The following is a 14482-nucleotide window of genomic DNA, read 5'->3' as shown; positions in this document are numbered from 1 at the left end:
CCGTTGGGCAATAGCAAAATTGACTTTACCTTTATCAGGTTATTTAACACCTATTTATTTTGAAAAGAATTTTGCTGCCATTCGTAATGGCTTTGTTGCTTATCGCCTGTGCTGATGAGAAAAAAGAGACTGAACCAAAACCTGAAAAGGAATTAAGTTTTTCAATAAAAAGTATTGAGAAAAGACTTAATGACTGTGAACCTGAAAAAGGAGAATGTACTTTTATAAGCATGATCTTCCCTGTTGCTGAAAATGACAGTATAGCTGCAAAAAACATCAATAGGGAAATCGAAAATTTTCTTATCAATACCATAGACTATCAGGATGAAGGTGGCGCCGAAAAACCTGAGGAGTTAGCGGAGACTTTTATTCAGAATTATAAAGAAACCGCACAGGAATTCCCTGAATATGAACTTCCCTGGGAGGCTACGATCAACGGGAAAGTTGCCTATAGTAACCCAAAAATAATTTCGCTGAAATTCAATACAGATATATTTACCGGCGGTGCCCACGGCTATCGCAGTACAAGGTATTTAAACTTTAATGCCGAAAATGGAAAATTACTACATACAGAGGATATATTTTCTTCAGAATTTATTGATTACGTGGAAAAGGATTTCAGAAAAAAGCAAAATATCCCCTCCAATGAAAATATTAATAGTACCGGAATGTTCTTCGAAAACGATGAATTTCATCTTCCTCAAAACATTGGCCTTACTGAAGAAAAAGTGATACTTCATTATAATGCTTATGAAATTGCTCCCTACGCTGCTGGGAATTTTATTATGACCTATTCAAAATCTGAGATAAAACAATTTTTAAATTTAAAAGCAAACAAACCAAAAGCCTGACAGGAGAATTTATTCTTTTAAGGAAAATCCCGTTCTTTGTGTTAATAACATTCCTCCCATGAAAAAAATATATTATCTATCCACCTGCGATACCTGTAAGAGAATCTTAAAGGAACTTGAAGCACCAGATTCGTTCATTTTACAGGACATTAAATCTGAAAAACTTACTGAAGAGCAACTGGATGAAATGCAGGAACTGGCTGGAAATTATGAATCTCTTTTCAGTAAAAGGGCCAGACTTTATAAAGAAAGAGACCTGAAAAATGAAGATCTGGATGAAGGAAGGTTTAAGAATTTAATTCTGGAACATTATACTTTTTTAAAAAGGCCCGTGATTATCAATAACGACAAGATTTTTATAGGGAATTCCAAGAAAACGGTAGCCGAAGCAAAAGAATCTATTCATGGATAATAGCCGCCTGCTGGCTATTCTTGCCGCCTTTATAGCCAGTGCGATTTATGGCGTAAATCATACCATTGCGAAAGGCTTAATGCCTCTCTATATAGAACCTTTCGGGTTTATCCTGCTAAGAGTGACCGGGGCCGCAATACTTTTCTGGATCATTAGCCTGTTCGCTCCCAAAGAAAAGATCGCCAGCTCTGACTGGCTTAGAATCCTGGGATGTGCAGTTTTCGGGATGGTTATTAATATGCTGTTCTTTTTTAAAGGCCTGAGTTTATCTACACCTATCAATAGTTCTGTTATTATCACCTTGTCTCCGGTGATGGTTCTTATACTTGCTGCTATACTGATTAAAGAAAAAATTACGTTATTAAAGACTTTAGGAATAATTATTGGAATGGCGGGAGCCCTTGTATTGGTTCTTTTTAGTACGGGTGAGAACATTAATGCGCCCAATATACCTTTCGGAAATATACTTTTTATCGTAAATGCTTTCTCGTATGGACTTTATCTTATCCTGGTTAAACCCCTAACTAAAAAGTATCATGCTATTACTCTGATGAAATGGTTATTCTTAATTGCTATTTTCATCAATCTTCCCGTGACTTATACTGAATTTATTGCTGTAGAATGGACCAGCTTGCCTTTTGACGCCATCTGGAAAATGGGATTTGTGGTTTTAGGAACCACCTTTATGACGTATTTATTGAATATTTATGCTTTAAAACAGCTTTCACCCTCTACTATAAGTGCATTTATCTACCTGCAACCTCTTATCGCAATTACCTTTGCAATTTCAGTAGGTGCCGATAAGTTAACATGGATAAAAGGATTGGCCGCTGCTCTGGTCTTTATTGGTGTTTATATGGTAAGTATAAAAAAGACACAAGTGAAGGCTTAATAAGCCCAAAGAGAATCACCATCAAAAAATCCATCACTTAAAGCAATTCCAACTATAGCAACTGTGACAGCAACTAAACCGATGAATGATATGCCAATGGTGGCAAGAGTTGATGCTGTATAATTCTTTGCATGTACCTCTTTTATCTTTAATGTCTCCAAGCCAAAAGAATATAGTGGTCCTTGAGCACTCCCATTAATTCCCATCTTTTGCAGTTTTTTTGAGGTGCCCGAATTCTTTTTGGTAAGTCCGTAAAAACTACCGGTATTTTCTTCCAGCTTATTAAAAATTAATTTTTCATCCTGATTTGTCGTTACTCGTACTTTTCGTTCGGTTTCAACTGCCTCTCTTGGACTTAAATTATCCTTGTAATAGATACTGCAACTTTGTAACAAAAAAACCAGTGAAATAAATGGGGCGAAAAACCGAAAATGATTTTTGAAACTTTTCATACTCTTTTAGATTAGAGCACTTAAACAGGAAGTTTTTGAAGATTGGATTTAGTTTAAAGTTACGGAATATTTGCGAGCGAAATTTATTTTAAGCCATTTTAATTATACGGCTAAGTTCATTAGTGGGAAACTGATTCTCCACTCCCTTTTTGCTTTTAAAATATTCCAATAATTCCATTTCCTTTATCGTGTAAATCTCCTTTAATCCACGAAGAATGGTTAGCAGATATTGTTCATCTGGCTTATTGATTTCAGGTTCCAGGTAAGCCTCACTGGTAAAAGTGACCACAGGATTCCCCTCTATTTCCCCTAAGTAAAGCAACAAACCATAGCGGCCATCGGTCATACAATTATAAGAGCCTTCTTTCACTAATCTTTCAAAGTCTATCGTTATAGAACCTTCAAACTTAAGTTCCTGCCTGACCAGATCTATAAACTGACTTGCATTGATAAGGTAAGTGCGGCCCAGTGTATTTGCAGTAATATCTTTCTCCGGATTCAAAAAGCAAATTCCTCCACCATTCCAGGTCGGCGATTTCTTGGCAAAATACATCTCGTGATCTATAGTGATCGTTCTGCTCTGTTTTGGCTTTGATTTATCTGAACATCCTGTGAAGTTCCTAAGGGCTCCCGGCGGTGTACCTCCATTTATATAGCAGAGAAAACGCTCCTCCCTGATATTCGAACCGTAACATGCATACCAAACTTCCGTGATTTCCTCCTCCATAAAAACCTATAAGTCTTTTACTTCCTCAGGAGTAAGATCTTGAGGTCGCTTACCGTACTTTCGAGTATCTTCCTTAGTAAGCGTCCTGAAATCTTTAGTTTTAGGGGTTTTGTCCAATTGTTTGAAAAGTTCTTCCGGTAATTCGATCAATTTTCTTTTGTCAAGATCTAACCAGGAACCCATCATCTCACAGGTTGCACAATTTTTACCGTTATGATCATAGATCTTATGAATGAATTCAAAGTACATCCCGTCCTCAGAAAGTCCACTGAGTTCGAGAGTTACCGCTACCGGTTCCCCAGCGAATATCTCCTTGAAATAGTATATATGTTCGTAGAAAACTATAGGGCCCAAATTATAATGCGAAAGTTGTTTATGTCCAAATCCGTTCTCCATAAGAAAACCCATACGGGTGTGGCTCATAAAATTTATAAATGCGGAATTCGCCAAATGTCTGTTGGCATCCAGGTCACTCCATCTTATTTCGAATTTCTTGCTGTACATAATCTTCAATTTATTCAAAACTACCAATAAATATTATGCGTGCATAACTTATTTTACCTAAGTTTATATTAAAATTAGAAAAGAAATGCCACTTGTCACAGGAAATTATATTCCTCCGGGAATATTTAAAAATGCAGATGCCTCAACCATTTATGCTGCTACCCTTAGAAAGGTGGAGATTCCTGTTTATGAACGGGAAAGAATTGAACTGAGTGATGGTGACTTTATAGATCTGGACTGGAGTTATTCCAAAAATAAAGAATCTAATAAATTGGTGATCTTATTACATGGACTTGCGGGAAATACCTCGAGACCATATATGAAAGGGATGGCACGGGTATTTAATGCTAGCAACTGGGATGCTGTGGCAATGAATTTCAGAGGTTGCAGCGATGAACTTAATCGTTATTTCCGAAGTTATCATGCTGGAGCCAGTGATGACCTGGCTGAAGTACTAACCCATGTACTTTCTCTAAAAAAATATTCAAAAATTGCCCTGGTAGGTTTTAGTCTTGGCGGCAATATGCTCATGAAGTACCTGGGTGAGAACAGAAGTTTACCAGATGAGATCATTGGCGCTGTTGGTGTCTCTGTTCCCTGCGATCTTTCAGGCTCGTTGGGGGCGATCAACCGAATGAGGAATTTTGTGTATTCAAAAAGATTTGAACTGAACCTAAAACAACACCTGAACTTAAGAGCGGAAAAATTTCCTGATCACATTCAGAAAAAAGATATTTCCAATTGCAGTTCTTTAAGAGATATTGACGACCTATACACTTCAAAAGCACACGGATACAAGGACGCGGCAGATTACTACAGGCAGACCAGCGCACTGCAGTTTCTTCCTGGAATAAACAAGCCTGTTCTAATATTGAGTGCAGCAAATGACAGCTTTCTATCCCCGGACTGCTATCCTCGTGAAATTGCTGAAAATTCTGAAAATATTAATCTGGAAATTCCTGCGTTTGGGGGTCATGTTGGTTTTGTAACTAAATCAACTATTTATTACCACGAAAAGAGAGCCCTGGAATTCATTGAAGGTCTATAAGAATTTGAGGCTCTTATCAAATACGTATTAAATTGGAGATGCTATAGAATTGATTATCTTTGCGCAAGCTTTTAAAATTCAGGCATGATTCAATCTATGACAGGCTTCGGGAAAAGCGTTACTCAAATTCCCAACAAGAAAATCACTGTAGAGCTAAAATCTCTGAACAGTAAGAATTTTGACCTGAATGCTCGCATTCCCTCTCAATACAGAGAAAAGGAATTGGATCTTCGGAATATCATCTCCAATAGTTTAGAACGCGGAAAGGTAGATCTTTCCATCTATGTAGAATACACAGGAGAGCAAACCTCTACCAATGTAAATACAGAAGTAGTAAAAAACTATATGGACCAGTTACGGGACATCGTAAATGCCAGTGAAGTTGAACTACTGAAAATGGCAGTAAAAATGCCCGATTCTCTCAAAACGGAAAGGGATGAAATTGACGATGAAGAGTTCAAAGCCATTGAAGGAGCTGTTAAATCTGCACTTAAAGAGATCAATAATTTCAGAAATGACGAAGGCAAAGCACTGGAGAAAGATCTGAAATTAAGAATTACAAATATTCAGAGTTTACTGGAAGAAGTAATCAAAATAGATCCGGACAGGGTTGATGCCGTGCGCGAAAGACTTCGTAAAGGCATCGAGGATATCAAAGAAAATGCAGATGAAAACCGCTTTGAGCAGGAGATCGTTTATTATATTGAAAAATTTGATATTACCGAAGAAAAAGTAAGACTGGACAATCACCTGGATTATTTTCAAAAAACTATAGATACAAAAGACTCTAATGGTAGAAAGCTAGCCTTTATTTCTCAGGAAATAGGGCGTGAGATCAATACTATTGGAAGCAAATCCAATTATGCTCCAATGCAACAGTTAGTGGTGCAAATGAAGGATGAATTGGAGAAAATAAAAGAACAAATTCTAAACGTACTCTAAATGAGCGAAGGGAAACTTATCGTGTTTTCAGCTCCTTCGGGATCAGGTAAAACTACGATAGTACGTCACTTATTAAAGCATCAGGAATTAAAACTGGATTTTTCAATTTCGGCAACTTCCCGTGAACCAAGGGGGAATGAAATTCATGGGCAAGATTACTACTTTCTTTCTTTAAAAGACTTCAAACAAAAGATCAAGAACGATGAATTCCTGGAATGGGAAGAAGTTTACAGGGACAATTTTTACGGAACTTTAAAAAGTGAAGTAGAACGTATCTGGAAGAAAGGAAAGCATGTGATTTTTGATATCGATGTCGTGGGTGGTTTAGACATCAAGAACATATATCCGGAAAGGACACTGGCAGTTTTTGTAAAACCTCCAAGCATCGAGGAACTAAAAATTCGCTTAAAGAAAAGGAAAACTGAAAGTGATGACAAGATAAGCATGAGAGTTGCCAAGGCTTCTATTGAATTGGCCACTGCTCCTCAGTTTGATTTTATTATTGAAAACAATCACCTGGGTACCGCTTTAAAAGAAGCCTATAACCTGGTTTCAAATTATGTGGACGCTGAAAAACCGGAAGAATGAATAGAAAGGTAGGTTTGTTCTTTGGAACCTTTAACCCTATTCACACCGGCCACCTGATTATTGCAAATCATATGGCTGAGTATTCAGATCTTGAAGAGATCTGGCTCGTGGTGACACCTCATAATCCTCATAAGAAAAAAAGTAGCCTACTCGATAATCATCATAGGCTGGAAATGGTTTACCGGGCTTGTGAAACTTATGAGAAACTAAAACCAAGTAATATTGAATTTGATCTTCCGCAACCAAATTACACGGTAAATACACTGGCTCATCTTCAGGAAAAATTTCCTACCAATGATTTTTGTCTCATCATGGGAGAAGACAATTTAAAGAATTTTCATAAATGGAAAAATTCTGAAGTGATCATCGAAAATCATGAGATATACGTTTATCCAAGAATAGCTCCGGGAGAAGTAGCCGAAGAATATAAGGGTCATGCAAAGATAACACGAGTCGATGCCCCCATTGTAGAGATATCTTCAACTTTTATAAGAAAGTCTATTAAAGAATCGAAAAATGTAAGACCCCTTCTCGATGTAAAGGTCTGGGAATATATTGATCAAATGAATTTTTACAAATAGGTAAAAGACTGTTTAAAAATCTATTTTGAATCTTCAATTTAGCTGATTGATCCTACTTTTTTCATTGTGGAACTACAAGCTCTAGAACGTCGTCTGCTCTCAGTTTAAAATTCTCGAAATTTATAAACAGTCTTTTAGTTTTTTATCTTTTTGCTTCCATCGGAGGTATTCTTAGTACCTGCCCCGGGTATATTTTATCGGGATCCTGCAACATTGGCTTGTTTGCTTCAAATATCAAAGGATATTGATTTGGATCACCATAATGTTCTTTTGAAATCTTACTTAAAGTATCTCCTCTTTCTACCGTATGAAATACTGCCTCAGGTTCTGTATTTTCAACGTCCATCCTATCATCTACCTGTCCAATTCCTTCAGAATTTCCTATAACCAATATAATTTTTTCCCTGTTTGCCTGATCCAGTGCCTTTCCTGAAACTATAGCCATATCATTCTCGATATGGATCTTTAAATTTTCAGCTTTTAGGTTTAAATCTTTAATGGTCTCTTCAAGTTTTCTGGCTGCTTTTTCATTTTCTTTTAGATCATCCTTCGTACCTGCTTCTGTAGATTTAGGTTTATCAATACCAAATACTTTTTTTCCTGCCTCTTTAATAAATGAAAATATACCCATTTTTATGATTTATAGTTAGTTACTTAAATGTACAAAAGTGAATCAGTTTTAATACTTGTACCAATCCTAAAGTTTTCAAAAATTTCATCCAAAATTAAAAAGACCGCTTCTCGTGAAACGGTCTTTTCAACTAAATAACCAACCAAAAAAAACTAACAAGTGTTCTTCATGAAAAGATGAACAGGAAGAACAGTTTAATAACGGGGAGATTTTAGATAGATTGTATAAAGAAGTATTCAGGCATGTTAAAGTTTGTAATGAAATGATTAGAATATTCGCAATATTATGCAGGTTTAAAAGCGAAAAACTTTAAAAACTTCCAAATTTGACTATTTTTGAAAAAGAGAATGTAATTATATGGATAAAACTCCGCGTTTTGGTGTTATTGGTGGTGGTAGCTGGGCTACTGCAATTGTTAAAATGTTATGTGAGAACCTGGATCAGGTTAATTGGTATATGCGCAGTGTTTATGCCATTGAACACATAAAAAAACAGGATCACAATCCTAATTATTTAAGTTCGGTTGAATTTGATGTAAACCAGCTTAATCTTAGCAACGATATCAACGAAACTGTTGCAGCTTCAGATTATATTATTTTTGCTATTCCTTCAGCATTCTTAAAACGGGAATTAGATGCCCTTACAACTCCATTAAAGGACAAGATCGTATTTTCAGCTATTAAAGGTATTGTTCCTGAAACAAGTTTAATTGTTGGGGAGCATTTCAATGAATATTTTGAAGTGCCTATGGAAAATATCGGGATTCTAACCGGACCCTGTCATGCAGAAGAAGTTGCCCTGGAAAGGCTTTCTTATCTCACCGTGGCCTGTCAGGATGAGAAAAAGGCAGAAATCGTAGCGGGATACCTGGGAAGTGATTATATCACCTGTAAAATTAGCGACGATGTCATCGGGACAGAATATGCTGCGGTACTAAAAAATATTTACGCCATTGCTGCTGGAATTGCTCACGGATTAGGCTATGGAGATAACTTCCAGAGTGTTCTTATGAGCAATGCGATACGCGAAATGAAAAAATTCATCAAGAAAGTGCACAAAATGAAGCGGAATATTAACGATTCTGCTTACCTGGGCGATCTTTTAGTCACCGGGTATTCAATTTTTAGCCGTAACCGCATGTTCGGTAATATGATTGGTAAAGGTTATACGGTGAAAAGTGCCCAGATGGAAATGAGTATGATTGCTGAAGGCTATTATGCTACAGAAAGCGCATATAAGATAAATCAGAATCAGAAATCTAAGGCTAAAACTCCTATCATAAATGCAGTTTACGCGATACTTTATGAGGGTAAAAACCCTAAAACAGTATTCAATAAATTAGTGGATAAACTGGATTAGCCTAAGAATTTTCTTACTTCATTAATTGTTAACTACTTGAAAATTATACTTTTCAGCGAATATTTTGTTAAAGTTATCGAATTATCCAGTATCTTTACACCAACCAAATTCTAATCAAACCTATTATCATGAACAAAAAAGTGTTAATGCTAAGTCTTGGACTGGGAATTTTTCTGGTAGGATGCCAGACAGATTCTGTTACAGAAGAGCTACCAACTAATGAAGTTTCCGTAGAAAAAGAATCGAAGGACTCACAGGTAAACAAAATTCACGAACCAGGCTTTATAACTGCAATCCACGAACCAGGCTTTCTGAAAAACGGATTTGAAGACTGTGACATATTTCCCGCATATACAGGACCGGCCAATATGAATATAATGAAAGGAGAATCTTTTGACTATGGTCAAAAAGTGGAGGTTCAAAACTTACGCGTTGGAGGAGACCTTAATATTTGCGGTGAAATAAACATTGAAAAAGACGCAATTATCAGAAGAAATGGTGTCTTAACTACTGTTGGACTTATGACAGTTGGAACCGAAGAAAAACCAAAAGATCTTGTAATTAATTATGGAGGACATTTAGAAATAAATGGAGCATTAATCGTAACTGGAGATCTTATCCTTAACACTGGTGCTACCCTACAATTTCTAAACGAAGACCTGGAACATAACTACCTATGGGTAATGGGTGAGGTTAGAACAGCTGAATATTCTTTCTTGAGAGGAGAGTATAATGTTTATACTGCTGAAGAACATAACCACGATGATCACGAGCATTAATCGCTAGTATTTAAATAGATAGAAAGCCGACTAATAAGTCGGCTTTTTTATTGGAATGAATTTTCTTATCGGACTTTTCTTACACTTTATCGAAAAGTACTGTAGTTCAAGGAGTTTCTCTTTGATTATTCAGTTTAATTACTATTTTTACCTGCCCAAATACCTAAATAAACTAACTACTTATGAACAAAAGATTACTTGGCCTAAGCCTTTTTTCGGCTTTAATTTTCAATTCGTGTCAGACAGAGGATTCTCCAGCTGAAACTCAGGAACAATCAGATTATAACATTTCTACAGATGCCTCAGAATTACAGCAGGCCATCAACTTCAACGAAACTGGAGTAGTAGGAGTTGCAAATATTACGAATAACAGAGGTATGAAAGCTGGTTCGGTCTTCGGGATCGAGCAAATCGCTTCTTTAGAGCCGCCAGTGCTAGATGGTACCGCCTTACGTGCTACCCATGTAGATGTTAATGGGGATTTCGCCTACATTTCTTATAATAAAGAAGGTGCAACCTACCTTGGAGCCATAGACGTTGTAAATATTAGCGATAAATATAATCCTGAATTAGTAAGCAGGTTAACCACGAGTATCGCGGACATCAATTCGCTATTTGTAGATAATAACAACTACCTGGTATTTACCGGAGCTTCTGCTAAAGATAACAGAGGTACAGGTAGACGCTCTTTAATGGGTTACCTTGAATTGGCAAATGGAGATCTTGATCAGTCCTTTAGTAACGAAAGCGATGATCCTAGAGTAAATCCTATCTCTAATCTTGATTATGGAAATCAGGGTAACGCTGGTGTACATATCCTGCCTTATAATGGAGAAGCTATCTCTATAAGTGGAGATGCCGGGGCGATTAGTAAATTAGAATATCCCGGAATTATGACCGCATTTGACGGTAACTTTACTGAAGAAATCGGGGATCTTAGATATGCTGCTCTAAAGAATAATACGTTAGCAGTATTGAGTGGTGTTGACGGTCTGATGAACTTTACCATAAATGACAGTTTTGAACTTATCTCTAAAATTAGTACCGCTCCTCTAGCTGCTGAATCTAAAAGAACCATCACCTGGTATGGTGACAATGTATTGGTTTCTGAAGGTTCTCAGGGAGTAGGGATCTACAATTTTGAAGCTGGAGCAAAACTAGCCAGCCTTCCATTAAAAGTGAATCCCGAGGCAGCTGAAATTAATCTCGAAGACAAGGTGACCAATGCTGTTTCTACCGATGGGAACTTTATTTATATGGCTAACGGTGGTGCCGGTCTTGATATCATTAAGCTAAACGAAACTTTAAACCCGGTTGCCGAAGGGATCGCTGAGATCCAGGGAAGTGCAAACTTTGTTCAGGCTAAAGGAGAATATATTTATGTAGCGTCTGGAAGCGGACTAAAGATCTTAAAGGTGATTACTCCAGCAGTTGATGAAGAAACAGGAAGTTTTCTAGCTTGTGGGGATTTTAATCCTTATACCGGGGATAAAAACTTCACCATTGCATCAGGAGAGGAATTCTCTTATAACGGAATCATGACTCTGAAACATTTAAATGTGAACGGAATTTTGAACTTCTGTGGAGAAATGCTTGTTGAGAAAAGCGCTAACCTAAGCAGTGATTCCAGAATTAACCTTGTAGGAAACTTTAAACTTGGTAATCACAGATCTTCAGAGAACCTCGTGATCAGTGCAAATAGCATCTTTAAGGTGGAAGGTACTGTAGAGATCCACGGTGATCTGCAAATCGCCAGCGAGGGAACATTAGAATTCGTTGGAGATGACTCGAAGATATACGTTTCAGGAAAAGTACAGATCAATAGCGGTGGAGCTGTTATTGGTGAATTCGAAGACCTGAATAACAAGTTTGATTAGATTCGGTTAATCTATTTCAATAAGAAAGCCTCTGGAATATATTCCGGGGCTTTTTTTTTATGAAATTTTTTAAAGAGATCTATGTTGCCAGAATTCCTTTTTCAGGAATAATGGGTAGGGACACTGCAGCAGATTCCCGAATACTATTCGGTTTAAACAAAAAGTTTTTCTCCATCATTCTTGAATCCTCAAAATAAGTCACCTTAAAGTCATTATTCAGCTGAAGAACATCCTCCTGTAGAAATTCTATTTTTGCGAAATTCTTAGCAGGAAGTATCTGAATTTTATGCCTCATTAATGAGGTTTCCCGCTTTTTATCAAAACCCCTGGAAACAATTAGCACCATCTCCAAAGCTTTATTCGTATTATTTATAAGATAAGCATTCCATTCATAGGTTTCAAATTGCTCATTGTAGACCTTTACGGCTGCCACATGAACATCTTTTACCTCTGGAGTTATAATATCCTTTTTCAAAACGTATCTTCTGCTTTCGACTTGATTTTTCTCCAAAGAAAATATAATACCACGGCAGCTACTGCCAACAATATTAATCCCAAAGTTATTTTTATTAAAGCAATCACAAAGGTCACGTAAATGATAATTCCCAGGATGATTGCTCCAAGGATCAATATGCTATATTTCTTCATTATAAAGCTGATTTAAATTGTTCAAGAAATCTAAGATCGTTCTCATAGAACATCCTGATATCTTCAATTTGATATAGCAACATCGCAATCCGTTCTATCCCCATACCAAATGCAAAACCAGAATATTCCTGCGGGTCAATATTACAATTTCTTAAAACATTAGGGTCTACCATTCCGCAGCCCATGATCTCTAGCCAGCCGGTTCCTTTGGTGATACGATAATCGGTTTCTGTTTCCAGTCCCCAATAAACATCTACCTCTGCACTTGGCTCTGTAAATGGAAAATAGGAAGGTCTTAATCGAATTTTTGATTTTCCGAACAATTGTTTCGTAAAATAAAGAATGGTTTGCTTCATGTCGGCAAAAGAAACATCCTTGTCTATATATAAACCTTCCACCTGGTGGAAAATACAATGTGATCTTGCTGAAATTGCTTCATTTCTGAAAACTCTTCCCGGGGAGATCGTTCTTATTGGCGGCTTATTTTCTTCCATATATCTCACCTGAACAGAGGAGGTGTGGGTTCTCAATAAAATATCAGGATCTGTCTGGATGAAAAAAGTATCCTGCATATCCCTGGCCGGGTGATATTCCGGAAGGTTCAATGCAGTAAAGTTATGCCAGTCATCTTCCATTTCAGGTCCTTCTGAAACGTTGAAACCTATGTTTGAAAAGATCTCTGTGATCTGATTCTTTACGATAGATATGGGATGACGTGATCCTATTTCCACAGGTTCGCCAGGTCTGGAAAGGTCTCCGTAAACACCTTTTTCTTCCTGGGAATTTTCCAGCTCTTCTTTAAGAATAGTTACTTTTTCCTGCGCTGCAGTCTTAAGTTCATTTATAACCTGCCCAAATTCCTTTTTTTGTTCATTTGGAACATTCTTGAATTCGGCAAAATACTCATTCAGAATACCTTTTTTTCCAAGATATTTAATACGGAAAGCTTCGATCTCATCTTTTGTCTTAGCATTAAAGCTTTCAACATCAGCGACATGTCCTTTAATTTTATCGATCATAGGTGATTTCGTTTCGGAAGCGCAAATTTAATAAAATTTAAGCCTAAAACTTCTTCTTTTAAAAGCTTATTCCATTTCTATTTATTGGAACTCTGCCTTACCGGGGTGAGCTTTTCATTATAAATATAATTCATTAAGAAAAACACAGATAAAGCTCCGAAAGTATGCCATAGCCAGTGAGTTCCCATGGGGATGATGTAAACAAAATTATCCAGTATTCTAAAGCTGATCGCCAGTCCAAAACTTAAAAAAGCAAGCAAAATATAACCCCAATGATGCATTTTAGTAGTATAAAAATAGGTGATGATTGGTAGAAGCAGGCCTAAAGCTGTAGCAATATATCCTACTGAAGTCTTTACATGCTGAGCCAATGGAATAAACCGGACTCCAAATACCAAAAAGAGAACTAAAAAAATAAGAAGTAACCTCTTTTTGCGGGAAGCCTTTAATTTAATGGTATAATAGACCGAAACGGCCAGACAAAGCAGCACGATTGGCAACCAATCCATATACATCCAAACATCGTGACTCCTGGTGGCGTGATATACCGTACCCCCTATAAATCCTAAAAAGAGTATGGGCAGGCACCAGGCCAAAAATCTATGATTCTTATAGTCGCTATATACCCTAAGGGAGAAATAGATAATGATGATCAGAAAGAAAATATTGCTGTAGGTATTAAATGGTTCTACCGGCAACCTTCCAGCCAAAGTTTCCTGATAAATAGGGCCGCTATCCTGCGGAAAAGAAAGAAAAAATATACCGGGATTCATTTATGAAATATACTCTTTTTCCATAAAATATTGCACGATCGCTTCTTTCATTAAAACTGTTTGTTCACCCGCCTTAAGCGTTGGTAATTCTTCTTTAATCTTAAAATGAGGCCACCCATCATCATCAAAAAAATCAAATTCATAATAGCCATAAGGCTCTAATAAAGTGCAAATAGCGATATGCATTAAATCTATTTTATGATCTTTCTTATATTTTTTGTGGGGCTGTCCTAATTCCTGGACTCCAACCAGGTAAATAATAGCATCCAGTTCCATTAATTCCCCATCTGCGAATTGATCAGAAAGTTTTTTCTGAACTCTTTCCCATCTCTCTTTTAATTGTTCATCTCTTGCCATGTTGCAAAGATACCATCTAGATTTAATAATTATTATATTTGA

19 protein-coding genes are annotated in these 14482 nt (G+C 36.8%); 10 read left to right on the top strand and 9 right to left on the bottom strand.

The genetic code is table 11. The features are described from left to right. The first annotated feature begins 59 nt into the window (after window positions 1-59). From LGQ90_RS12215 to LGQ90_RS12205, 3 genes are read left to right on the top strand one after another with little or no spacing between them, the layout of a single operon-like run. Window positions 60-851: a DUF3298 and DUF4163 domain-containing protein gene (locus LGQ90_RS12215; RefSeq protein ID WP_229341427.1), complete on the top strand. Its 792-nt coding sequence runs from the start codon at window positions 60-62 to the stop codon at window positions 849-851. A 58-nt stretch (window positions 852-909) separates the two neighbouring features. Continuing rightward, a complete protein-coding gene (locus LGQ90_RS12210; protein WP_229341426.1) occupies window positions 910-1263 on the top strand; it encodes an arsenate reductase family protein in 354 nt (117 codons plus the stop codon). Next, a complete protein-coding gene (locus LGQ90_RS12205) occupies window positions 1256-2155 on the top strand; it encodes a DMT family transporter (protein ID WP_229341425.1) in 900 nt (299 codons plus the stop codon). The genes LGQ90_RS12210 and LGQ90_RS12205 overlap by 8 nt, the downstream gene beginning before the upstream one ends. Here the strand turns inward: LGQ90_RS12205 and LGQ90_RS12200 are convergent. The 3 genes from LGQ90_RS12200 to LGQ90_RS12190 form a co-directional block, all read right to left on the bottom strand. Then, window positions 2152-2607 carry a hypothetical protein gene (locus tag LGQ90_RS12200; protein ID WP_229341424.1) on the bottom strand — a complete coding sequence of 152 codons (456 nt, stop codon included), beginning with the start codon at window positions 2605-2607 and terminating at the stop codon, window positions 2152-2154. The genes LGQ90_RS12205 and LGQ90_RS12200 overlap by 4 nt on opposite strands. An 88-nt stretch (window positions 2608-2695) precedes the next feature. Further along, on the bottom strand, window positions 2696-3334 hold the full coding sequence (locus LGQ90_RS12195; RefSeq protein WP_229341423.1) for a hypothetical protein: 639 nt from the start codon (window positions 3332-3334) through the stop codon (window positions 2696-2698). Window positions 3335-3340: 6 nt separating this feature from the next. Continuing rightward, complete coding sequence (locus LGQ90_RS12190) at window positions 3341-3838, bottom strand: acyl-CoA thioesterase (RefSeq protein ID WP_229341422.1); 498 nt, start codon at window positions 3836-3838, stop codon at window positions 3341-3343. A gap of 85 nt (window positions 3839-3923) precedes the next feature. On the opposite strand from LGQ90_RS12190, the gene LGQ90_RS12185 reads away from it, so the two are divergent. The 4 genes from LGQ90_RS12185 (at window position 3924) to nadD (ending at window position 6997) form a co-directional block, all read left to right on the top strand. Continuing rightward, window positions 3924-4886 carry a YheT family hydrolase gene (locus LGQ90_RS12185; RefSeq protein WP_229341421.1) on the top strand — a complete coding sequence of 321 codons (963 nt, stop codon included), beginning with the start codon at window positions 3924-3926 and terminating at the stop codon, window positions 4884-4886. A gap of 84 nt (window positions 4887-4970) precedes the next feature. After that, a complete protein-coding gene (locus LGQ90_RS12180; RefSeq protein ID WP_229341419.1) occupies window positions 4971-5828 on the top strand; it encodes a YicC/YloC family endoribonuclease in 858 nt (285 codons plus the stop codon). Then, complete coding sequence (gene gmk / locus LGQ90_RS12175; protein WP_229341418.1) at window positions 5829-6416, top strand: guanylate kinase; 588 nt, start codon at window positions 5829-5831, stop codon at window positions 6414-6416. It begins immediately after the preceding gene. Further along, complete coding sequence (gene nadD / locus LGQ90_RS12170) at window positions 6413-6997, top strand: nicotinate (nicotinamide) nucleotide adenylyltransferase (protein ID WP_229341417.1); 585 nt, start codon at window positions 6413-6415, stop codon at window positions 6995-6997. The genes gmk and nadD overlap by 4 nt, the downstream gene beginning before the upstream one ends. A gap of 142 nt (window positions 6998-7139) precedes the next feature. Here nadD and lysM read toward each other — a convergent pair whose 3' ends face one another. Next, window positions 7140-7628 (bottom strand): peptidoglycan-binding protein LysM, encoded by a 489-nt coding sequence (gene lysM / locus LGQ90_RS12165; RefSeq protein WP_229341416.1) that lies wholly within the window; start codon window positions 7626-7628, stop codon window positions 7140-7142. Window positions 7629-7985: 357 nt separating this feature from the next. Between lysM and LGQ90_RS12160 the strand changes: the two genes are divergently transcribed. The 3 genes from LGQ90_RS12160 (at window position 7986) to LGQ90_RS12150 (ending at window position 11643) form a co-directional block, all read left to right on the top strand. Next, on the top strand, window positions 7986-8987 hold the full coding sequence (locus LGQ90_RS12160; protein WP_229341415.1) for an NAD(P)H-dependent glycerol-3-phosphate dehydrogenase: 1002 nt from the start codon (window positions 7986-7988) through the stop codon (window positions 8985-8987). A gap of 128 nt (window positions 8988-9115) precedes the next feature. Then, window positions 9116-9766, top strand: a complete 651-nt coding sequence (locus tag LGQ90_RS12155; RefSeq protein WP_229341414.1) for a hypothetical protein — start codon at window positions 9116-9118, stop codon at window positions 9764-9766. A 182-nt stretch (window positions 9767-9948) separates the two neighbouring features. Continuing rightward, on the top strand, window positions 9949-11643 hold the full coding sequence (locus tag LGQ90_RS12150; RefSeq protein ID WP_229341413.1) for an LVIVD repeat-containing protein: 1695 nt from the start codon (window positions 9949-9951) through the stop codon (window positions 11641-11643). Window positions 11644-11722: 79 nt separating this feature from the next. On the opposite strand, the gene LGQ90_RS12145 is transcribed toward LGQ90_RS12150, so the two are convergent. The 5 genes from LGQ90_RS12145 to LGQ90_RS12125 form a co-directional block, all read right to left on the bottom strand. Then, complete coding sequence (locus LGQ90_RS12145; RefSeq protein ID WP_229341412.1) at window positions 11723-12118, bottom strand: hypothetical protein; 396 nt, start codon at window positions 12116-12118, stop codon at window positions 11723-11725. After that, window positions 12115-12291: a hypothetical protein gene (locus LGQ90_RS12140; RefSeq protein ID WP_229341410.1), complete on the bottom strand. Its 177-nt coding sequence runs from the start codon at window positions 12289-12291 to the stop codon at window positions 12115-12117. Before LGQ90_RS12140 ends, LGQ90_RS12145 begins: the two co-directional genes overlap by 4 nt. Beyond that, window positions 12291-13310, bottom strand: a complete 1020-nt coding sequence (pheS, locus tag LGQ90_RS12135; protein ID WP_229341408.1) for a phenylalanine--tRNA ligase subunit alpha — start codon at window positions 13308-13310, stop codon at window positions 12291-12293. Before pheS ends, LGQ90_RS12140 begins: the two co-directional genes overlap by 1 nt. A gap of 77 nt (window positions 13311-13387) precedes the next feature. Continuing rightward, the gene (locus LGQ90_RS12130; protein WP_229341406.1) at window positions 13388-14083 is read right to left on the bottom strand and encodes a hypothetical protein; all 696 of its coding nucleotides are present in this window, start codon (window positions 14081-14083) and stop codon (window positions 13388-13390) included. Further along, a complete protein-coding gene (locus LGQ90_RS12125; RefSeq protein WP_229341404.1) occupies window positions 14084-14440 on the bottom strand; it encodes a hypothetical protein in 357 nt (118 codons plus the stop codon). Window positions 14441-14482 lie beyond the last annotated feature (42 nt).

Origin of the sequence: Christiangramia sediminis, assembly GCF_020552705.1 — a bacterium.
In the GTDB taxonomy this organism is placed as follows: Bacteria; Bacteroidota; Bacteroidia; order Flavobacteriales; family Flavobacteriaceae; genus Christiangramia; species Christiangramia sediminis.
Note: the sequence above shows the minus strand (reverse complement) of the source record. Positions and strands in the feature narration are given on the sequence as shown.